Origin of the sequence: uncultured Helicobacter sp. (genome assembly GCF_910577135.1) — a bacterium.
Lineage (GTDB): Bacteria > Campylobacterota > Campylobacteria > Campylobacterales > Helicobacteraceae > Helicobacter_C > Helicobacter_C mastomyrinus.
Window position 1 is genome coordinate 84,685 of record NZ_CAJTLL010000004.1, and the last position, 20,224, is coordinate 104,908.

Below are 20,224 nucleotides of genomic sequence, written 5' to 3' on the forward strand. Positions count from 1 at the left end.
AGCGCTTTGCTTTTTAAATGCTCTTGTTATATTGATTATGCCCAACGCACAGGTTATAAAGATACAACATTATCTATCACACAAATCTGTGAAATCGCAATAATGGCAGTGCTGCTTATTCTCGCATTTGTGAAAGTTTATCTCATCTTGAAAAATTTTAAGGTGTTCTAGTAATTTCTCATTTTTCTCCTCCACACTTTCTTCTTCTACAATCTTACAGCCCTTAATATCCCAATAGCACATTGTTATAGGTAATGAGGCATATTGTGGATTATTCTGCTTAAAAGCCTCTGCATAAAGGATAAGCGCAAAATCACTCGTTTTTTCTGCATTTTTCTCTACCTTGAAATTTTGACGATATTTATAGTCAATGATTTCTATACGCTCTCCTATCTTTTGGATTCTATCCGCACACACACTAAAGTCAAACCCCCCATAATGGGCTTTCATTTTTTCCTCAAGATAGAGAATCTCCACCTCTCTTTTATCCTCATATTGTTTTAAAAATGCCTCTATTTCATATGCAAGTAGCTGTGTATTAATGCCATCTAATGCGCTCATAGAAGCATATTGTGCCTTAAAGTGAGTAAGAATATTTGCATAGATTTCCTTTGCATTAAGCTGCACTTTTTTGCCTATATACTGCCTATATACAGATTCTAAACATTGATGTGCGACATTACCCATAAACGCAACATTACTCTCTTCTTGCACTTTACACAAAGATTCTTCATATTGGTAAAAATAACGCCTCGGGCATTCTAGGAGCGTTTTTAACTTACTTGGTGTAAAAAAGCGCGGAATCTTACCCATAATCTCATCTTCACAATACTCATATTTCCCCCCATGTGGTAAAAGCGCAAAACGCTTATCGCCATCATTTGACGTAATATGCGTATATTGCTCTAATTCCTCAAGTAAAAGGCTTTTATGCTTATCCTCATTCTCCACATACGATACGACTACTTCATCAGCACTGCTAAAAATCCCATAGTAATAATGCTTTTGAAGTTGCTCCTTATCTCGCATTGTCGGCATACCAAGTCTTTGCCTTAGCATAGAGTTCAAAAATAAATCATCTTGTGCTACATTTGGTATCACGCCTTCATTAAAATCCACAATAATAGCCTTCTTACACGTAAAACCTCGCGATTCTAGCACCCCCATCACGCGAATCTTCCCGCCCATCACATCATCAATACTGCATTTTTTTAGCTCCTCTAACAAAAGCTCTAAAATCTCTTTGTAGCGACAATCTGCAAACCCCGCATTTTCCCATATAAAAAGCAGCTCACTTAGACTTTGCCTAAGCTTTTTACTTCCTCTATCATCAAGTGATATAAGATTTACTTCAATCATCTCACATATTTGCTTATAAGGATAAGTTTGCATATCCGCTTCATAGACACTTAGCATATTTTCTAGGCATTTATAAGCCTGTGTACGTGTGATGTCCTTCCCCATTGCAAAGTTAAGATTATGCGCTTTATCAAACAGTGCCAAATAGCTTACAAAATGCTCATCTGGCACAATTACAGCGATCTCCTCCGTATTTACACCATTTCTAAGCCATTCTTCAATCTTATAAAAAACTAATGCCACTTGCGAAATGCGAAGTGAAAAATGATACGTACTCACGCACATAGGGCGATTTATGGGTGCGGATTCTAAAATCTCATTTGTAGCGGGATTAAGCACATAGCGGTGAAAAGGTTTGCAATCCTTCATTTGGGTAAAAAAGGGCAAAGTGATATTAAAATTATCAAGCCAAAAATGCAGCCTAAGGGTAGTCATCTGCGCTACTTGTGATAGAAGCGCAAGATGTGCCTTGCTCACAATTCCCTCAATATATATATCAATGTGTGAAAAATGTCGCACATAAGATTCATTAATGCGTATATGCGCCTGTGGAGGCAGAATTAAGCCATCATAATACTTTAGTTCCTCCAAACGTTGCTTGTATCGATTTTCCACCCATTTTAATACTCGCAAATGGTCTTCATAGTCCCCATACGTATCAAGCAATGGAATCTCATCAATAGAGACTTGCGCTTGAGTAAGCTCATCAAAGAAGCCAAATAAAAATTGCGAGGATTCTAAAAAAGCTAAAAAACTCTGCTCGAAAATAAATTTCACCCGTTCTAATTCTTTAGCGCATTCTTTTAGCACAGACATAGACAGGGGCAAACGCATCGCTTGAGGCAAGGCTCTATATCCATCAACAATAACAAGCTGCGTGAAAAACTCGCCCATCATTATGTGCGGTGAAAGTAGCTCCCCCTCGTTCAAATGTTGCACTAAGGAGCGATGAGAGCTATATACTTTTAAGCAAGATTCACCCGCCAAGATATGCCCTTAAGAATCTGTGCCAAGAAGCTGCTGTGCGACTTCTACAATATGTTCCACACTAAAGCCAAAATGTGTGAATAATCCCTCGCCTTTGCCCGATGCACCAAAGCTTTGCATACCTATCACATAATCCGCCACAACATACCATTCCAACCCCCTTGAAGCTTCAATAGCTAGGACTTTGCTCCCTTGAGATAAAGATTCTCTATAGCTTTTAGGCTGCTTTAATAGCAAATCCAAGCAAGGTACACTCACTACTTGCGCTACTATACCCTTTGCTTGGAGGGCTTCGCTTGCTTTTAATGCAAGGCTCACCTCGCTTCCACTTGCCATTAATGTAACTGCTGCATTGTCTGCAGGAGATAGCACATAAGCACCCTTTTGCACTTGCTCTTTAAGCGTAGATGTGTAAGGGACGATGATAGGGAGATTCTGACGACTTAGCACAAATGCACAAGGCACAGCGGAATCCAAGCTCACCTGCCAACACGCCACATTCTCGTTCCCATCAGCAGGGCGAAATACCAATAGATTAGGCATAGCACGGAAATGGCTTAACTGCTCGATAGGTTGATGTGTCGCGCCATCTTCTCCCACGCCTATACTATCGTGCGTCCAAATGTAATAGACTTTGCTTTTCATTAGGCTTGCCACACGCACACTAGGAGACATATAATCGCTAAAAACAAAAAAAGTCGCGCAAAATGGCAAAAATAGCCCATAATTTGCCACACCATTAGAGATTGCCCCCATTGCGTGCTCCCTAATGCCAAAATGCCAATTTTTGCCTTGGGGGAAGTCTCCCTCATTCTCTAAATGCGTATTGTTTGATGGAGCTAAATCCGCGCTCCCCCCTATAAAACCCTCTAGGCTTTGAGAGATAGCATTAAGAATCTTGCCATTACTCACACGTGTAGCCATACTTTCTCCTAGCTCAAAGTGGGGATAGGCAATGCGTGAAGTATCTACATTTTGCATATTATCAAAGCGCTCTCTAGTGATTTGCGGGAGATTCTCATATTGCTTATGCCATTGCTTAAAGGCGAGTTCCCCTCGCTCCCTCATCAAGCCAAAGGTAAATTTCACATCATCGGGCACATAGAAAGATTGCGCCTCTAGCCCTAGCTTTGCCTTTGCCTTTGCAATAATCTCCTCTCCCAAAGGTGCGCCGTGCGCTTTATGACTACCCTCTAGGTCAAGGGCATTTTTTGCAATAATTGTCTTTGCGATGATTAATGTCGGCTTTGTAGAATCTTTAGCGCGAGTGAGGGCATTATGAAATGCTAAGATATTATGCCCATCACAATTTAGCACTTGCCAGCCTTGCGCTTCAAAACGTTTGCATATATCCTCGCTCATACTCACATTTGTATTACCCTCAATCGTAATATTATTACTATCATAAATCACAATGAGATTATGAAGCTTATGATGTCCTGCAAGGGAAGCAGCCTCATAGCTAATGCCCTCTTGCAAATCTCCATCACCACATAGACAATACACATAATGGGAAATAATCTCTTTACCAAAGAGATTCTGTGTGTATTTACTCGCCATAGCTATACCCACAGCATTTGCCACACCCTGCCCCAATGGTCCTGTGGTGATTTCAACACCTTGTGTATGTCCGTATTCTGGGTGTCCGGGCGTTTTAGAGCCAAGTGTGCGAAAAGATTGCAAATCTTTCATACTCACATCAAAGCCCCATAAATGCAAAAGCGCATATACAAGCGCACTCGCGTGTCCACCGCTAAAAATGATTCTATCGCGATTAAGCCAAGTGGGATTATGCGGAGCAAGGCGGAGATGAAAACTAAGCACACTTGCTATATCTGCAAGTCCCATAGGTGCACCCGGGTGCCCGCTATTAGCCTTTTGCACCATATCGGCACATAAAAATGCAAGCGTATGGGACATCTTTTGCAATAGTGGTAAATCCTGTTCTGTGATTTGTGGTAGGCTCTGCATACTCTCTCCTTTTGTGATAAGCTAGAATCTACGCGCGTAGCGAAGCATTGAATGTATTTGTAAGCACGTTAAGTACGGCTTGTGTTGCGCTATTTAGCTGGGCTTCTTGCAGGGTATCCTCAAAAGACTGCAGCACAAGGCGAATACTTAATGCCATTTGCTCTCCCAATGCGCTATCATAATACACATCGATAGGATATACATTTTGCAAAAATGCAATATTTGCCTGTGTAATTGCCTCCCGCACACGATAAAATGGAATCTTTTTATCGATAAGAATCGTCAAATCACGCATAGATTTTTGATATTTTGAAAACGTCTTTGCCTGTGGCAGCGATACGTTGCTTAAATCAAGCTCTATTTCACAAATAAATGTCTCGCTTAAATCCATATCCGTGGCAATTTGTGGGTGCAGTTTTGCTATCACGCCCACAGGTTTATCCTCCATATATACAAAAGCACTTTGATAGGGGTGCAAGATTCTATCATCGGCAAATCCAAAAGATAGAAGAATCTCATTCGCCCCCTCTACATCGCGAATATTTTTTAAAGATATATCCCCCACACATCTTTGACACACAAGCCCAAAGGAGTAAAAATCCCAAAGTGCTGCTTTTATATGCGGATAGCATTCATCTTTCATTGAACCACTTGCCACAAATGCGAGTTTGTTTTTTTCCTCTCGTTGAGCCGTATAGACACTGCCCATTTCAAATAATGCTATGCTCTTAAATCCTAGATTCTCATTGCGTTTGATAGAATCTAAAAGTGCAGGAAGCAAACTTGTACGTAATGTATCTAGCTCTTGCGTGATAGGATTTAGCAGGGCTAAATTCTCATCAATTTGCACAAAGCCAAGTTGCATTAATCTTTGCGAAGAGGCAAACACGTAGTGTATACACTCCATAAAAGCATTTGCGATAAAGCTACGGGCGAGTTTTCTGCTATTTTTATACACAAAATATGCATTTGATGTATTATGCGATTGTAAGCAAAGCAGAGGTGAAGAAGGAATATTATCAATCCCATAGATTCTTAGTACCTCCTCTGCTACATCTTGTATGCTCTCTATATCGTGGCGATAGTGCGGCACAGCAATCATAAAGAAATTTTCATCACAAGTTACATCAAGCTTGAAATCAAGACGTTTGAGTATGGTAGCAATTTCTTCTTTATCTAAATCAATCCCTATAATCTTATTAATCGCGCCAAAAGTCGTTTTAATCGTTATTTCATCGGCACTTTGAGAAATATTATGCGAACCAGAATACACCAGCACGTCCGAACTATTAACCATTTTTTTACATAAAAAATCCATGCCTTGCTCTAAGAGCGGATTGCTCCCCCTTGTACTACGATAGGTAAGCTGCGTATCGCCTTTGATTTTATGCTGATGGATTGCCTTTGCGATTTGCACAGGTTTCACATAGCTTGCTTCGATGATGAGAATCTCTGAACGTGTCCCAAAATGCCGTTCCCCATAGGTTACACCAATCATAGAAAGTTTTGTATTAGCAAATACTGCCTCTAAGCCATTTTCATCTTTTTTTACTCGAAGCTGTGCGGCTAAACCATTATCTAGAACAATGTCCTTACTCTCGCACTCACGCAGTTTGTAAGCGTTCAAAATCACACCTGTCATATATGTGCCAAATTCCAAAAAATTGCATATAATATCATCAGCTAAACTACCATTTCTTGCTAAAGCAATGGCAATATCTATGGGAAGCCGCGCTTGTTTAACCTCTATAACGCGATAGAGTAGGTGCGCATTAATTTTCTCATCAGTAAGAATCTGCAGTACCCGCCCAAGCCCTAGAGTGATAACATTATCCATATCAATCTCGTGTTTTAAGCGTAAATCATAGCAAGTAGCAAGCTCACGTGCGATACCTAGCACACTCAAGCAATCTCCACGATTAGGTGTTATGCTTACTTCAATCACATAATCGCTAAAAAGCGGTAATTTGCTTAACTCCTGCCCTAGGGTGAGCTTCCCCGCACTCTCATCTAAAATCATAATGCCATCATTGATTTTAGGTAATCCTAGCTCTGTGCTAGAGCATAGCATTCCGCAACTCTCCACACCGCGCAAAGTCGTCTTTTTAATGGTTAGTTCACCGCTTTTGGTATGTGGGATTATCGCACCTTCTAATGCCACCGCTACATACTGATCGGTTTTGACATTGGGCGCACCACATACGATTTGCAGCTCCTGTGTGCCTATATGCACACGGCATACACTTAGTCTATCCGCGTCAGGGTGCTGACTACAAGCAATAATCTTACCTACTACAACATTTTTAGGAATCTTAAGGGCATAGGCAGATTCTACTTCTAATCCAATGTTGCTTAGACGCTCACTCACTTCATTTATATCAAGATGAGATATATCCACAAATTGCGATAATAAATGTTTTGAAAAGATCATTAAAACTGCTCCAATACCCGTAAATCTGTCTCAAAAAAGCTACGTAAATCATTCACACGATGAGTAAGCATAGCAAACCGCTCAACACCAAGTCCAAAGGCATATCCGCTCACATCTTTATAGCCTACAGCATCAAACACCTTTTGATTCACAATGCCACAGCCTAGCACTTCAAGCCACCCTGTATGTGAGCATACCCTGCAACCCTCTGCTTTGCAAAATACACAGCTAATATCCACTTCCGCACTTGGCTCTGTGAAGGGGAAAAAGCTCGAGCGGAAGCGAATGCGAACATCGCCAAACATATAGTGCAAAAAATCCTCTAAAATATATTTTAAATGTGCGAAATTGACTTTATCTTTTTCATCTACTACTAGCCCCTCGACTTGATGAAACATCGGTGAATGCGTCAAGTCATAATCCCGTCTAAACACATTGCCCGGAGCAATCATACGAATAGGCAAGGAATCCTTTTCCATAGTGCGAATCTGCACAGGCGAAGTATGTGTGCGAAGCAACATAGAATCTTTAAAATAAAATGTATCCTGCATATCGCGCGCTGGGTGGTATGCGGGGAGATTGAGGGCTTCAAAATTATGAAACTCATCTTCTACAAGTGGTCCTGTGCCGATAGAAAAATCCATATTGACAAAAAAATCAATGATTCTATCCATTGTTTGCGATATAGGGTGCCCTTGACTTTTTAAACGCAAGGTGCTAAATAAACTCGCATCAATAGATTCTTGAGCGAGATTTTCACTCATTTGAGCTTTTAAGAGCATATCTTTTTTGGTATTAAAAGCCCTTTCAAACTCTTCTTTAGCGGCATTTAAATCCGTAGCAAAAGACTTTTTCGCCTCTCCTTGAAGTGTTTTTAGTATGACAAATTGCTGTGTCAAAACACCCTTTTTCCCTATAACCTCTATCCGCAATGCTTCTAGGGCTTCTAGATTCCCTACCTGCTTTAACTTTTCTAAAATCTCTTGTATTTGCTTTTTCAAATTCCCTACCTCTGTGTTATCTGTTCTTGTGTGATTGGTATTTGCGCGATATAAAAAGCGATATTGTAGCATATTTAAAGATTATTATTGATATTTAAAGCTATAATATCACTTATTCTACATACAATGAGCATTCTCATCTTTATCATATAGCATTAAGAGTCTTGCAAGGAGCATAAAATGGCAGAAAAAAATATTTTTGAGAAAATCGTAGCAGGGGAGCTTCCCTGTAAAAAAGTGGCAGAAAATGAGCAATTTCTTGCTTTTTATGATATTAATCCTAAAGCGCCTGTGCATATTCTAGCCATTCCAAAAGTATGTGTTAAGGACTTCTCTTGTGCTTCTGCGGAGCTTTTAGGAGGGCTTTGTGCATTCAGTCAGGAAGTAGCACGTATGGTAGGCATTGATAAAAGCGGTTATAGAATCTGCACAAATATTGGTGCAGACGGAGGGCAGGAAGTGCTGCATTTGCATTTTCATATCCTCGGCGGAGGTAAACTCTCTTTCTCTAAACTCGCATAGATTCTATTAAAGCACATAAAGTAAAGCAATGCACGAAGACGCACTCAAATGGAATGAACGTTATAAAAATGACTTTATGCCTAATGAGCCAAGTGCGTTTGTTATCAACGCTTGTGCGCTGCTTGAAGCCCATTTCCCACAACTTAAAGTGATAAAAGATACAGACAATCCGCGTCCTGTGGCACTTGATATAGCTTGTGGCAATGGACGCCACGCAAAGGTGCTATCACAGCTTGGTTTTATGGTAGATGCGCTTGATATTTCCTCTATCGCGCTTAAAAATCTTGCCAATATAGCGCATATCACGCCTGTTTTAGCAGATTTAGACAACTTTATATTCACGCCAAATCGCTATGATGTGGTATTGAATAGCTTTTTCCTTGATAGACGCCTTTTTCCATCGCTCATTGCCTCGCTTAAGCCTAATGGCATTGTACTATTTGAGACGTTTATTCGCCTTGATGTGGATTCTCACTTAGATAAAGCCGAAAAAGCCCTTTATGTAAATGAATTAGAGAGTATCTTTAGCCCACAAAATGGCTTTATCACACTTCATCATCATATCTATGAAAATATAGAATCTAGCACAGGTAAAAGGGCGGCGTATCCGCATATCGTGCAATTCATCGCACAATACACAGGCAATCATAATGACATATAATTTCAACCAACGTATGCGTAAGATTCTAAGTATTGCCTTGCCATCTGGAGGCAATTCGCTCTTAGATATTGTTAATATTGCCATTGGTATGTATTTTATCGCGCATATTTCTGCAGATGTGGAGGTTACAAAGCATAATATTGTGGCACTTGGGCTGGGTATGAGCTGCTGGATGTTTCTCTTTGCGCTTACTACGATTTTTTATGTGGGCACAAACGCACAAGTCTCACGTGCCTTTGGAGAAAGGAATTATACGAAAATGCAAGCCGTACTTAGCACGATGAGCATAGGGGTTGTGTTTTTTTCTATACCTATTTATCTCCTTGCTTATAATTTTAATGGCTTGTATTTTGATTGGATGGGTGTGGGGGAGGAGACAAAAGCCTTGGGTATGCTGTATTTGGGCTGGATTTTTTGCTCTATCCCCGCCCTTTTACTTAAAACGATTTTTATCTCCGCCTTAGCCTCCACGGGCGATACAAAAAGTGTCTTTTTTATTAAAATCATTAGCACAAGCTTAAATATTGCCTTGAATTTTATGTTGATTTTTGGCGTGCATTCCCTCCATATCCCTCCGCTTGGCATTGCAGGTGCAGGGATATCAAATGTTATGATCTCTTATTTTGAAGGCATTATTTTGTTTGGAATCCTCTGTGGGCTGCATAGACACTTAAAAATATCTTTGGTTTTTAAATGGCGGATTTTGCTTTTTGGATTGCGCATCGGCTTACCCTCTGGGATTGAACGAGGGCTTACCATTCTCTCCCTTGTGCTGATTACAAAGTTTATGACAGACTATGGCTTAGAGGTGATTGCTGGGTTTCAAATCGGATCAAGGGTGGAGAGCTTTATTTGTATGCCCGGATTTGGATTCCAAGTCGCTGCAATGGCGTTAGTAGGACAAATGCTAGGGGCTAAGCGGCTTGATTTAGCAGAATCTTTTATCCGCACGATTTTGCTTATCTCCTCTATTATTATGGGTATATTGGGGATTGGGCTTTGTGTGTTTGGCAGGGAGCTTTCAAATCTCTTTAGTGAGGATATGGCAGTGCTTGATTATTCTTTAATGTATCTTATCGCCGTTGGTGTATCGCAAGTGCCACAAATCTGCGTGTTTGTGCTTGATGGAGCATTAAGGGGAAGTGGCGCGACAAAGCTATCGCTTTGGATTAATACCGGTAGCATTTGGCTACTTAGAATCTTCCCTATGTGGCTCTGTGTGCATTACCAACTTCACGCAGGATATATTTTTGGGATTATCTGCTGTGAGACATTCCTACGTGCTCTTATCTTTGGCTTTATTTTCTATAAAGGTATATGGAAGCACTATATTGCAAGAATCTTATAAGTGAGATTCTATTATTCTTTGCTTCCAAAATGTTGGAGATGTGGCTTGAGCGAAGAGAAACGCTCTTTAAAACTTAGAGTCATTAATAAGTGTTATATGATAGGAGATGTGACATTGTGCGTATAGATTCTTATATCTGTTTTGCCAAAGGCTTGAAGTAATTTATTGATAATAAAATGTGCATTTTGTTCGTTTAAAAATATTCTAAATAATCCATATTCTTGCCTACCGCTTACTTGTTCATCAGCACTCTGCAAAAGTGAGCTTGAAGCGTATTTGGCACATTTGATATGAAAAAAATCATCATATCCATCTTCTAGCAACATATCTACAATGCTATCTTTGAGTGTAGCCTTAAAATAAATATCAATGCTAAGTTCTGCTTCCATAAGATACCCTATAATGTTATGAAATTGTATTTGGGATTTGCTCCCCATAGGCGATAATTTGATGGATTCTAAAAACAGCAATAAGATAGAGAATACAACCAACAATTAGCAAAATGCAAGTGGCTAGTAAAAGCAAGGCGACTATAACGATAAGGGCTTCACTTTTTAGACCTAAGGCAACCATTGTAAAAACTAGCTCTACAAGCATAGCTATGAATGATATAACCATCATCTTTGTGCCTTTAAAGAAGTAGGCGTCATTGAGAATAAAGCTTAGCTCCTTACCCATTTGCCAAAAGATATAGAAATATACAGGTAGGGCAATACAAGTATAAAGGAATAAAGCCGCTACTGCTAGACTCCCTTCAGAATCTTTGCTAAGTAAATCATCTATATCTTGTGACACAATAAAGTTGATAATAGCCCCAATAAGTGCGATTGCAAAAACAACAATATAGAGATTAAAAATACGTCTTCTTAGGCTTAATTTAGAGAAATAAAAAAAGACGATGAAGAGAGCAATAAATGAACAAGCAGAGAAGATGTTAAGAAATATATTAAGTTCTGGCGGAATAACCGTAATTTCTTTATATCCTGACCAAAATATAAAAGAAAACGCAACACAAAAACTGACAAGATAAGTAGTAACAAGAATAAGTTTCGCACGTTTGAGTAAGGGAGTGTCAGCTATATTATGAATTGCTACACTATCGGGGACTTGAGGCATATTGACTTGAAAGAGAGCCATAAGTTTCCTTTGCTACAAAAAAATAAGAGCAGGATTATAACACAAATATTTGCAGAATCTATTCTTAGAAGCGCTGTTTTAAGGATAAGACCTTTTGATCTTTGCGGCGGTTACATTGCAAAACCCAATCTCTAAATTAACTTGTAAATATGGATTAACACTTCGTGCGAATGACGAATAAGACAATGTCTTAGCCATAAGTCAATAACTTTGGGTGTAAATGGGTGTTTACCCCCATTTACAAGAGCTTGTGTAAGTGTGGATTGGCTTTAAGGCACAAATGCGGAGGCTTAAGCCTCAATAAGCAAAGGCATAAATATTATAACTTAACAACCTTTGCCCCAAAGCCACCCATTTGTGCGGGTGCGTCTGCAAAGGATATGACTTTAGGGTGGGTTTTAAGATAATCATATACAAGCTTACTTAAGATTCCCATACCTATGCCGTGATACACAAGCACTTCATCATATCCAGCAATGAGCGCAGCAGAGAGAAACTCATCAAGTCTCTCTATCGCTTCATCGCCCCGCATTCCGTGCAAATCAAGGCTTACCCCTGCCTTTGCGGGGGCTTTGAAAATAATATCCATCTTTGGAGGAGGTAATGGCGTGCTAGAGGGCTGAATATCCTTAAGATTTGCTTTGATTTTCATACCGCTTTCAAGTGTGATAGTGCATACCTTACCCTTTATGCTAAGGATATGCCCTTGTGTGTTTTGATACTTCACTCTATCACCTACTTTGAAAATATGAGGTTTTTGTGTGTGCGGTGTCAAAGGCTGTGTTTGTAGGGATTGCGTATGTGATAGAATCTTATGGGCTTGGTTAAAAGCCTTGTGTATTTCTTTGCTTTCTTGTGCTTTGAGGGTAGCTTTAAGCGTTTGCGTGGCTTGATGATAAGTAGATTCTAAATTGCGCTTGAGTGTGAGAAAAGCTGTCTTTTGCTCCTCTTCTTGCGTTTTAAGCGATAGAATCTTCGCCTGATATGTTGCAATCGTGGCTTCAAGCTCTGTACGTTTGGTTTGAAGCGCACTCTCTAACTCGCTGGAACGTTCTATAAGTTCATTTAATCGCTCTTTGTCCGCGCCATACACTTCTTTGGCTGTTTTGATAAGGGAAAGTGGGATTCCGTAACGTGCGGCACTTTCAAAGGCATAGCTTTTGCCAATACTCCCATCAAGAAAGCTAAAAAGCGGTCTTTGGGCTTGTATATCATACATCGCTGCACAAAGCTGCACTTTGGGATTATGCGCCATAAGTGCACTCAAATGCTTGTGGTGCGTGGTGAGTAGAATCTTTGCGTGATTATTCATTAAATGCTCTAATAGCACTTTATAGAGACTTGCAGCTTCATCAGCGTCCGTGCCTAGCTCGATTTCATCAATACCAAGCAGTAGATTTTGTGTTTGCAAAATCTGCTTAAACTCAAGCATTCTCCCCGCAAAAGTAGAAATATCGTTTTTGCTATTTTGTGGATCGCTTATAATCGCCACGATATGTTTAAAATAGGGGATTTTAGACTTATAGGCGTTGATTTTGAGCGGGATAAGATATTTGCTTAAGAAACACACAGCAAGGAGGGATTTAAGCAGGATAGTTTTACCCCCTGCATTCACGCCTGTAATCATTAGCACATCACCATTACAGGCAAAGCTAATGGGCTTTGGATTGGCTAATGTGGGGTGTGAAAATTCCTCAATGACAATCTCTTTTTGTGTTGTGAGTTCATATATGAAAGAGAGATTATAAGCCTTTGCAAAGGCGATTCGGGCATAAATTTGATCAAATGTATCAAAGGCGTGATTAAGAAATGTGAGAAAAGGTGTGTATTTATGTAGAGTAAGGCAAAGGCTCTTACAAAGGGTGTAGAGGCTCTCTTGCAAAGTGTCTTTAAGCGCATTTTGCCGCTCTTTTAATGTGTTAATCGCATCTGGCAGGAGATAGAAAAATCCATTGTGAGAGCGCTCAAGTACCATTCCTTTAATCACTTGATTATACCCTGCTTTAAGCAGTAGGCACTCATTTTGATTGATGTAATGCATACTATTATCGACAAGATAGGGTGTAATCTCGCGGGAATGCAGAATCCGTCTGATTTGCTCGTCAATGTGGATTTTGATCTGCTTGATATGGGACTTTAGGTTGTCAATGTCTGGATAAATACCCTCACATAGCTCACCTTGTGTGTCAAAGATAGATTCCATATCGCATATTGCTTGAGGAATGAGAATCTTATCAAGCCACGTTTTTGTATGCGGGGTGGATTCTGTAATATGTGCTTTGAGATAGAGAAAATAACGCACAAGCTGCATAAAGGTAAAAATCGCTTCAAGTTGTAATGTGCTGTGCTTTTGCAAATGCACGATGGGTGTATCAAGCGTGGGTAGAGGTGGCGGAGCATTAAGAGGGATAGAATCGAGCTCTTGCAGGATTTGTGCGTAGAATCTCCTATCGCCATTGAACATAAAGGGTTTTTCTCGTGCAAAATATGTGTGAAATTGAGAAACAAAATCACTTAAATCAAGGCGAGCGATGAGTGTTTGATGGCTTTGCACAGCTTAATCCATAAGATTAAAATTAATCCACTTCTTGCAAAGTGCAATCTTGCAAAGGAATGATAATGTGCGAATAAGAGCTGTTTGGCTTACCTTGAAAGCTCATCGTGCCATTGCTGAGATTAAAGTCTGTTTGTGTAATTTCAATCGCGCTGCCTTGATAGCTACAAACAAGTGGAATATCCCGCACAAAGGCACTTTTAAGTGCGCTAAGATTCTCACTCTCTTTTTCTTGTAGAGTATTATAAATCCCAATAAGCAGGGCGATTGCTAAAAACGAAGCGCCTATGAGAACTTGCGTTTTGCGTGAGATGTGATTTTTATATTTCCCCACAAGCAAACCAATGGCGACAAAAAGTAGCAGTGTAAGCACAAAAATAAGATAGCCCATTATTTTTCTCCTCGTAATTGATAGGTAATGTCCCCCGCACCAAGCCCGATAATAATGGCATTTTGCAGTGTTTTTATAGAATCTTTGCCATCAAATAGGGTAATGCAATCCCCCTCGCGCTTAAGATGTGTAGCAAAAATGGGATTATAGCGCATAAAAAGTGAAGCAAAATCAATATCGACGTGAGATTCCCCTGCTTTCCACACAGGCAGGATAACAAGCTCATCGCATAGATTTGCAAAGCAATCAACAAAGGCTTGGAGATTATCAAGTACACGTGAATACTTATGCGGTTGCCAAATGGCGATGACTTTTTGGTGGGGTTTGAGCTGATTGTAGATAGCTACGCTTTTAAGCGTCGCGAGAATCTCGGTAGGGTGGTGTGCGTAATCATCAATGATAGTCGTTGTGCCTTTAGCGATGATGTCAAAACGTTTTTTAATGCCCTTAAAATGCGCAAGATTTGTCCTTATCTCTTCTAGCGCATCTATGCCTAACTCATCAATCGCACACAATATCGCCAGACTCGCATTTTGCGCCATATGCTCCCCAAAGCCCCATACCTTGAAGATTCCATAATCTTTAAACTCAAAGCTTGTTTGTGGCTCGTCATTGTGAATTTCAAAACGTATATTTGTAATATCACTTTGAGGATTTAAAGTAATAGCTTGTATGGTTTTTAGGCTTTGCAAAAAGGGGTCGCTAAGGTTAAAAATGCGCTTCTTAGCCGTATGGATAAATTGCCTATAAGCACCATAAAATTCATTTAAATCGTGATTGTAGCTCTCCATATGCTCTGGCTCGGCATTGGGGATAATGGCGTAGTAGGGATTGGAATTAAGAAAGCTTTTATCGGATTCATCAGCTTCAAAGATGATAGATTCACTCTTTGCCTCGCGCACATTTGAGCCAAATTCTTTAGAGTCTGCTCCGATAATTGCGCCAAAATGCGGGAAAATACTGCTTAAAATTGCGCTTGTAGTGGATTTGCCGTGTGCGCCACATACGCTAAAGACACGTTTTTCTTTGAGAATAGAGGCAATGGCTTCTTTGCGGGAAAGCACTTTAATACCCTTTTTGATAGCTTCTTGCACCTCGACATTATCAGGCTTGATAATCGCAGAATGGATCACAAGGTCTTGATTAGTGATAGCAGCAGCGTTATGAGGAATATTGATAGACACACCTTGTGCGCGGAGATATTTTGTCGCGCTTCCTTCTGCGATGTCTGAACCGCTAATCTCTATGCCTTGTGCGCGGAGATATTTTGCCAAGCCTGAAATGCCAATACCACCAATGCCTATAAAATGTATTTTCATACATACTCCTTTTTATAAAACTTGATAGCCTCTTTCAGAGCATTTAAAGCTCTTTTTATGGTCTCATTATCATACACAAGAGCTATCCTCACATATCCTTTGCCTTGCCCCTCACGCCCTAAGTAGCTTCCGGGTAATGTCAGCACTCCCATTTTTTCATAGGCAAATTTACAGAATCTTTCATCATCTCCTACATAAAGCCATACATAGAATGTATAGGGAGTAATCTCTGCTTTACTAAGTTGCAAAATTGTTTCTGCAAGGGCGAGATTTTGCGCATAAATGTGGCGAATAGATTCTGGAATGCGCATATCGTTCCACGCAACTGCTGCAGCCTTTTGTAAGGGCAATGGAAGCGCACAGCCTAGATAGGTGCGGTAGAGATTATAGCTTTTTAGAATTTGCTCATCTCCAGCGATAAATCCACTACGCAAACCGGGCGCAGAGGAGCGTTTGGAGATAGAATTAAGGGCGAGAATATTTTTAAATGTGGGATTATCTGCCTTAAGAGAGGCTTGGAGAATACTAGGCGGTGGAGAATTGGCATAAATTTCACTATAACATTCATCATTAATAATCACAAAATCATATTCTAGCGCCTTTTGCACCCATTGGCTTAAAGATTGGATATCTAATGCCCTGCCGGTAGGATTATTAGGGGAATTAAGAATAACTAAATCCACTTCTTTAAGCTGTGTATCGCTAAGAGAGGGCATAAAATTATTATCTTGCGTGAGATTCATAAGGATTATTCGTGCTTTTGAGGCAATTGCCGCGCCCTCATAGATTTGATAAAATGGATTAGGGTAGGCAATGCTAGGGTTTTCTTTGCCAAAAAGATAGAATTGGGGGAAGTTGAAAAGCACTTCACGTGTGCCAAAAGTAGGGATAATTTGATGATGGGTAAGCTCAAGTTGATAGCGATTTTTAATAAAGGAGAGTTGAGCGTTTTTAAGCTCATCTTCACCGCTTGATTTAGGGTATTTGTTCAGCAAGGGAGCGTTATTTTGCCAAGATTCTATAATATTTTGCGGCGTAGGGAATTGAGGCTCACCGATGGTAAGAGTGAAAATTTCACAATCTTTGGGGGGATTACTGTGTTTGAGAAGCGTGTGGAGCTTGTCAAAGGGGTAACTTTCAAAATGATTTAGCACATTTTTCTCCTTGAAAAATTAATATTGATTTATTGGTGGAAACTATCATCTTTAAAACTTACATAAGAATCTATAATTTTTTCTATCCATAATAAGGGGGAGGGCTTAAATGTACAAGTGTGGGCTGGTGCTAAAGCACAAGCACGAGGTCGCTCCCTCCCTCTCCCCTACCACTACGATGCTTTAAGAGGTAGCACTTCGTGCGATTTGATTTTATGCAAGTGAGATATATCTCACTTGTGGGGAGAATAGAGATTTTATGCTTTTAAAACTTAATCTACTTGTAAATCAAGTTTAGAGATAGATTTCATATTTGTGCGGCAGGGATTATATAGTAAAATGATAATTTTTTATTATATTCTTGTATTTTACTCTTGATTTTTTTAAGAAGCGTTGATACAATTATGCCCTTAAAAATTATGCGGGAGTAGCTCAGTGGTAGAGCACAACCTTGCCAAGGTTGGGGCCGCGGGTTCGATCCCCGTCTCCCGCTCCATTAAGACTTAATCTTTACAACTCCATTTTTGTAGTCAATCTAAAAATATTGCTCTTTGATGTTTTGTGAGGAAATGTATTATTTTACATATCAAATCAAAAGCCCGGGTGGTGAAATTGGTAGACACAAGGGACTTAAAATCCCTCGGACATTGCGTCTGTACCGGTTCAAGTCCGGTCTCGGGCACCACCTGATTATCGTAAAAGATTCGTTAAGAAAATATGATAAGGTGGCGACATAGCCAAGTGGTAAGGCATGGGCCTGCAAAGCCTTGATTCCCCAGTTCGAATCTGGGTGTCGCCTCCATAACACTTAAGCATACATTAAATATACTCTTAATCAGTTATGTTTCTAGAATCTGTATTATATTTATGGTAACGGGAGATGGCTGAGTGGTTGAAAGCGGCGGTCTTGAAAACCGTTGAGGGTAACACCTCCGGGGGTTCGAATCCCTCTCTCCCGGCCACTTACTTCTACTTCATATCTCAAAATATTTTATTTTGGGTATTTTCATGATTATATTCATAATGGACATGACGCTTCAATGGATTTACCCTTGACAAAGGGCAGTGAAATCTATATAATTGCAACTTTTTTATGCGCTGGTTTAGCTCAGTTGGTAGAGCATCTGCCTTGTAAGCAGAGGGTCGGGGGTTCAAGTCCCTTAACCAGCTCCATTTTGCACTTTAGCATATTTGCTTTCAGTGTTTGACCAGTTTTGTGATTATTTTTGGTGAGTTACTCAAGTGGCCAACGAGGGCAGACTGTAAATCTGCTGTCTATGACTTCCGTGGTTCGAATCCACGACTCACCACCACTATAAATTGATGATTTTACAATCATTAAAAAGTGGTAGTCAAAATAGTTTTTTTAAGTTTGCGGGAATAGCTCAGTTGGCTAGAGCATCAGCCTTCCAAGCTGAGGGTCGCGGGTTCGAGCCCCGTTTCCCGCTCCATACTGGGAGCTGAATCTTCACTTTGATAACTTTAAGTTAAGATTTTCTCCAAAATAGATTATTATTGTAGTTATTTATAATATGCCCATATAGCTCAGTGGCAGAGCACTTCCTTGGTAAGGAAGAGGTCGGCGGTTCAATCCCGCTTATGGGCTCCAGTTTTCATAGGCTAGAATCTTTAAAAGTCATAATTTAGGGATTCTAAAAAAATAAAATTTTGAGTTAGGAGAACAAAATGGCAAAAGAAAAGTTTGTGAAAAACAAACCTCACGTAAATGTGGGAACAATTGGACACGTGGATCACGGTAAAACAACTTTGAGTGCGGCTATATCCGCTGTATTGGCTACTAAGGGTCTTGCAGAGTTAAGGGATTATGATAATATCGATAATGCCCCTGAAGAAAAAGAAAGAGGTATTACTATCGCTACTTCTCATATTGAGTATGAAACAGAGAATCGCCACTATGCGCATGTGGATTGCCCTGGGCACGCTGACTATGTGAAAAATATGATTACAGGTGCGGCTCAAATGGATGGCGCAATTCTTGTTGTGTCTGCCGCAGATGGTCCTATGCCACAAACAAGAGAGCATATCCTTCTTTCTCGTCAAGTAGGTGTACACTACATCGTTGTATTCCTAAATAAGCAAGATATGGTAGATGATGCAGAATTACTTGAGCTTGTGGAAATGGAAGTGCGTGAATTGCTTAGTCAATATGACTTCCCCGGTGATGATACTCCTATTGTAGCAGGTTCAGCTCTTAAAGCACTTGAAGAAGCAAAGGCTGGAAATGTTGGAGAATGGGGAGAAAAAGTATTAAAACTAATGGAAGAAGTTGATAGATATATCCCTACTCCTCAACGTGATACAGAAAAAACATTCCTTATGCCTGTTGAAGATGTATTCTCTATCGCTGGTCGTGGAACTGTGGTAACAGGTAGAGTAGAAAGGGGTGTGGTAGCAGTAGGCGATGAAGTAGAAATCGTAGGGCTTCGCGATACACAAAAAACCACTGTTACAGGTGTTGAGATGTTTAGAAAAGAGCTTGATAAGGGTGAAGCGGGAGACAATGTAGGTATTCTCTTAAGAGGAACAAAAAAAGAAGAAGTAGAAAGAGGCATGGTGCTTTGTAAGCCCGGTTCGATTACTCCACATAAGAAGTTTGAAGGCGAAATCTATGTGCTTTCAAAAGAAGAGGGTGGAAGACATACTCCATTCTTTAAAGGCTATCGTCCACAATTCTATGTACGAACAACTGACGTTACAGGTTCTATTGAACTACCAGATGGTGTAGAAATGGTTATGCCCGGTGATAATGTAAAAATCACAGTGGAGCTTATCGCACCTGTGGCACTTGAAGATGGCACTCGTTTCGCAATTCGTGAAGGTGGTAGAACAGTTGGTTCAGGTGTTGTAACAAAAATTATTGAGTAGAGGCTTGATATGGCAAAAGGAAACACTGTTAAGATAGGACTTAAGTGTTCAGAATGTGGTGATATTAATTATAGCACTACCAAAAATGCGAAAACGAATACAGAAAAACTGGAGCTCAAAAAGTTTTCACCTCGTTTGAATAAACATACGATTCATAAGGAAGTAAAACTTAAAAGCTAGGCTTTTGCCTAGCTGATAGGTCAGTAGCTCCAATGGTAGAGCGTCGGTCTCCAAAACCGAGTGTTGGGGGTTCGAGTCCCTCCTGGCCTGCCACAAAGCTGTAAGTTTAGATATTGAATAAAAGAGATACGATGATTAAAAAAATAAAAACCTATTTCCAAAATGCAAATGAAGAACGAACAAAAGTAATATTTCCCACAAAAGAACAGATTCGCAATGCTTCTGTATCTGTTCTTATCGTGGTAAGTGTAGTTACTTTATTTTTAGCGTTAGTTGATTGGATTTTATTTCATTCTGTATCCGGTATTTTGTAATATTGTGGA

The 20,224-nt window shown here is 40.0% G+C and carries 16 protein-coding genes and 9 tRNA genes; 15 read left to right on the forward strand and 10 right to left on the reverse strand.

Annotated features, from left to right (window positions below; translation table 11 throughout):
• Positions 1–69: 69 nt before the first annotated feature.
• From QZ289_RS03210 to pheS, 4 genes are read right to left on the reverse strand one after another with little or no spacing between them, the layout of a single operon-like run.
• Complete coding sequence (locus tag QZ289_RS03210; protein WP_295699141.1) at positions 70–2,346, reverse strand: PD-(D/E)XK nuclease family protein; 2,277 nt, start codon at positions 2,344–2,346, stop codon at positions 70–72.
• A gap of 9 nt (positions 2,347–2,355) precedes the next feature.
• Positions 2,356–4,317 carry a transketolase gene (gene tkt / locus QZ289_RS03215; RefSeq protein WP_295699143.1) on the reverse strand — a complete coding sequence of 654 codons (1,962 nt, stop codon included), beginning with the start codon at positions 4,315–4,317 and terminating at the stop codon, positions 2,356–2,358.
• 28 nt (positions 4,318–4,345) lie between these two features.
• On the reverse strand, positions 4,346–6,748 hold the full coding sequence (gene pheT / locus QZ289_RS03220; RefSeq protein WP_295699145.1) for a phenylalanine--tRNA ligase subunit beta: 2,403 nt from the start codon (positions 6,746–6,748) through the stop codon (positions 4,346–4,348).
• The gene (pheS, locus tag QZ289_RS03225; RefSeq protein WP_295699225.1) at positions 6,748–7,737 is read right to left on the reverse strand and encodes a phenylalanine--tRNA ligase subunit alpha; all 990 of its coding nucleotides are present in this window, start codon (positions 7,735–7,737) and stop codon (positions 6,748–6,750) included. Before pheS ends, pheT begins: the two co-directional genes overlap by 1 nt.
• A 192-nt stretch (positions 7,738–7,929) precedes the next feature.
• On the opposite strand from pheS, the gene QZ289_RS03230 reads away from it, so the two are divergent.
• Genes QZ289_RS03230 through QZ289_RS03240 form a run of 3 tightly spaced genes read left to right on the forward strand, consistent with a single transcriptional unit; the run spans position 7,930 to position 10,280 of the window.
• On the forward strand, positions 7,930–8,271 hold the full coding sequence (locus QZ289_RS03230) for a histidine triad nucleotide-binding protein (RefSeq protein ID WP_295699146.1): 342 nt from the start codon (positions 7,930–7,932) through the stop codon (positions 8,269–8,271).
• 28 nt (positions 8,272–8,299) lie between these two features.
• A complete protein-coding gene (locus QZ289_RS03235; protein WP_295699148.1) occupies positions 8,300–8,932 on the forward strand; it encodes a bifunctional 2-polyprenyl-6-hydroxyphenol methylase/3-demethylubiquinol 3-O-methyltransferase UbiG in 633 nt (210 codons plus the stop codon).
• Entirely contained in the window at positions 8,922–10,280 is a 1,359-nt protein-coding gene (locus QZ289_RS03240) for an MATE family efflux transporter (RefSeq protein WP_295699150.1), read from the forward strand. Before QZ289_RS03235 ends, QZ289_RS03240 begins: the two co-directional genes overlap by 11 nt.
• A 92-nt stretch (positions 10,281–10,372) precedes the next feature.
• On the opposite strand, the gene QZ289_RS03245 is transcribed toward QZ289_RS03240, so the two are convergent.
• The 6 genes from QZ289_RS03245 to QZ289_RS03270 form a co-directional block, all read right to left on the reverse strand.
• Positions 10,373–10,669, reverse strand: a complete 297-nt coding sequence (locus tag QZ289_RS03245; protein WP_295699153.1) for a DUF3240 family protein — start codon at positions 10,667–10,669, stop codon at positions 10,373–10,375.
• Positions 10,670–10,685: 16 nt separating this feature from the next.
• Positions 10,686–11,417 (reverse strand): hypothetical protein, encoded by a 732-nt coding sequence (locus QZ289_RS03250; RefSeq protein WP_295699154.1) that lies wholly within the window; start codon positions 11,415–11,417, stop codon positions 10,686–10,688.
• A gap of 319 nt (positions 11,418–11,736) precedes the next feature.
• Positions 11,737–13,971 (reverse strand): endonuclease MutS2, encoded by a 2,235-nt coding sequence (locus QZ289_RS03255; RefSeq protein WP_295699156.1) that lies wholly within the window; start codon positions 13,969–13,971, stop codon positions 11,737–11,739.
• Positions 13,972–13,993: 22 nt separating this feature from the next.
• Positions 13,994–14,362, reverse strand: coding sequence for a hypothetical protein (locus tag QZ289_RS03260; RefSeq protein ID WP_295699158.1), 369 nt, complete (start codon positions 14,360–14,362; stop codon positions 13,994–13,996).
• Positions 14,362–15,681 carry a UDP-N-acetylmuramate--L-alanine ligase gene (gene murC / locus QZ289_RS03265; RefSeq protein ID WP_295699159.1) on the reverse strand — a complete coding sequence of 440 codons (1,320 nt, stop codon included), beginning with the start codon at positions 15,679–15,681 and terminating at the stop codon, positions 14,362–14,364. The genes QZ289_RS03260 and murC overlap by 1 nt, the downstream gene beginning before the upstream one ends.
• Positions 15,678–16,835, reverse strand: coding sequence for a succinyldiaminopimelate transaminase (locus QZ289_RS03270; RefSeq protein WP_295699161.1), 1,158 nt, complete (start codon positions 16,833–16,835; stop codon positions 15,678–15,680). Before QZ289_RS03270 ends, murC begins: the two co-directional genes overlap by 4 nt.
• Positions 16,836–17,256: 421 nt before the next feature.
• Between QZ289_RS03270 and QZ289_RS03275 the strand changes: the two genes are divergently transcribed.
• From QZ289_RS03275 to secE, 12 genes are all read left to right on the forward strand, one after another.
• Positions 17,257–17,331 (forward strand) — tRNA-Gly (locus QZ289_RS03275).
• Between the two features lie 101 nt (positions 17,332–17,432).
• Positions 17,433–17,520, forward strand: a tRNA-Leu gene (locus tag QZ289_RS03280).
• A gap of 42 nt (positions 17,521–17,562) precedes the next feature.
• Positions 17,563–17,637 (forward strand) — tRNA-Cys (locus tag QZ289_RS03285).
• Positions 17,638–17,709: 72 nt separating this feature from the next.
• A tRNA-Ser gene (locus QZ289_RS03290) sits at positions 17,710–17,797 on the forward strand.
• Positions 17,798–17,932: 135 nt separating this feature from the next.
• Positions 17,933–18,008, forward strand: a tRNA-Thr gene (locus QZ289_RS03295).
• A gap of 55 nt (positions 18,009–18,063) precedes the next feature.
• Positions 18,064–18,148, forward strand: a tRNA-Tyr gene (locus QZ289_RS03300).
• Between the two features lie 61 nt (positions 18,149–18,209).
• Positions 18,210–18,286: transfer RNA gene (locus tag QZ289_RS03305), tRNA-Gly, on the forward strand.
• Between the two features lie 83 nt (positions 18,287–18,369).
• Positions 18,370–18,444, forward strand: a tRNA-Thr gene (locus QZ289_RS03310).
• 77 nt (positions 18,445–18,521) lie between these two features.
• Entirely contained in the window at positions 18,522–19,721 is a 1,200-nt protein-coding gene (gene tuf, locus QZ289_RS03315) for an elongation factor Tu (protein ID WP_295699162.1), read from the forward strand.
• 9 nt (positions 19,722–19,730) lie between these two features.
• Positions 19,731–19,901 (forward strand): 50S ribosomal protein L33, encoded by a 171-nt coding sequence (gene rpmG, locus QZ289_RS03320; RefSeq protein ID WP_034369264.1) that lies wholly within the window; start codon positions 19,731–19,733, stop codon positions 19,899–19,901.
• Positions 19,902–19,918: 17 nt separating this feature from the next.
• Positions 19,919–19,994: transfer RNA gene (locus tag QZ289_RS03325), tRNA-Trp, on the forward strand.
• A gap of 41 nt (positions 19,995–20,035) precedes the next feature.
• Positions 20,036–20,215: a preprotein translocase subunit SecE gene (gene secE / locus QZ289_RS03330; protein ID WP_295699227.1), complete on the forward strand. Its 180-nt coding sequence runs from the start codon at positions 20,036–20,038 to the stop codon at positions 20,213–20,215.
• Positions 20,216–20,224: the final 9 nt, after the last annotated feature.

Excerpts from the sequence above, each read along its gene's own strand:
- tkt (WP_295699143.1), bottom strand. The coding sequence starts at position 4,317 with ATGCAGAGCCTACCACAAATCACAGAACAGGATTTACCACTATTGCAA.
- murC (WP_295699159.1), bottom strand. The coding sequence starts at position 15,681 with ATGAAAATACATTTTATAGGCATTGGTGGTATTGGCATTTCAGGCTTG.
- QZ289_RS03250 (WP_295699154.1), bottom strand. The coding sequence starts at position 11,417 with ATGGCTCTCTTTCAAGTCAATATGCCTCAAGTCCCCGATAGTGTAGCA.
- QZ289_RS03240 (WP_295699150.1), top strand. The coding sequence starts at position 8,922 with ATGACATATAATTTCAACCAACGTATGCGTAAGATTCTAAGTATTGCC.
- QZ289_RS03260 (WP_295699158.1), bottom strand. The coding sequence starts at position 14,362 with ATGGGCTATCTTATTTTTGTGCTTACACTGCTACTTTTTGTCGCCATT.
- tuf (WP_295699162.1), top strand. The coding sequence starts at position 18,522 with ATGGCAAAAGAAAAGTTTGTGAAAAACAAACCTCACGTAAATGTGGGA.
- QZ289_RS03230 (WP_295699146.1), top strand. The coding sequence starts at position 7,930 with ATGGCAGAAAAAAATATTTTTGAGAAAATCGTAGCAGGGGAGCTTCCC.
- rpmG (WP_034369264.1), top strand. The coding sequence starts at position 19,731 with ATGGCAAAAGGAAACACTGTTAAGATAGGACTTAAGTGTTCAGAATGT.
- QZ289_RS03235 (WP_295699148.1), top strand. The coding sequence starts at position 8,300 with ATGCACGAAGACGCACTCAAATGGAATGAACGTTATAAAAATGACTTT.
- pheT (WP_295699145.1), bottom strand. The coding sequence starts at position 6,748 with ATGATCTTTTCAAAACATTTATTATCGCAATTTGTGGATATATCTCAT.
- QZ289_RS03245 (WP_295699153.1), bottom strand. The coding sequence starts at position 10,669 with ATGGAAGCAGAACTTAGCATTGATATTTATTTTAAGGCTACACTCAAA.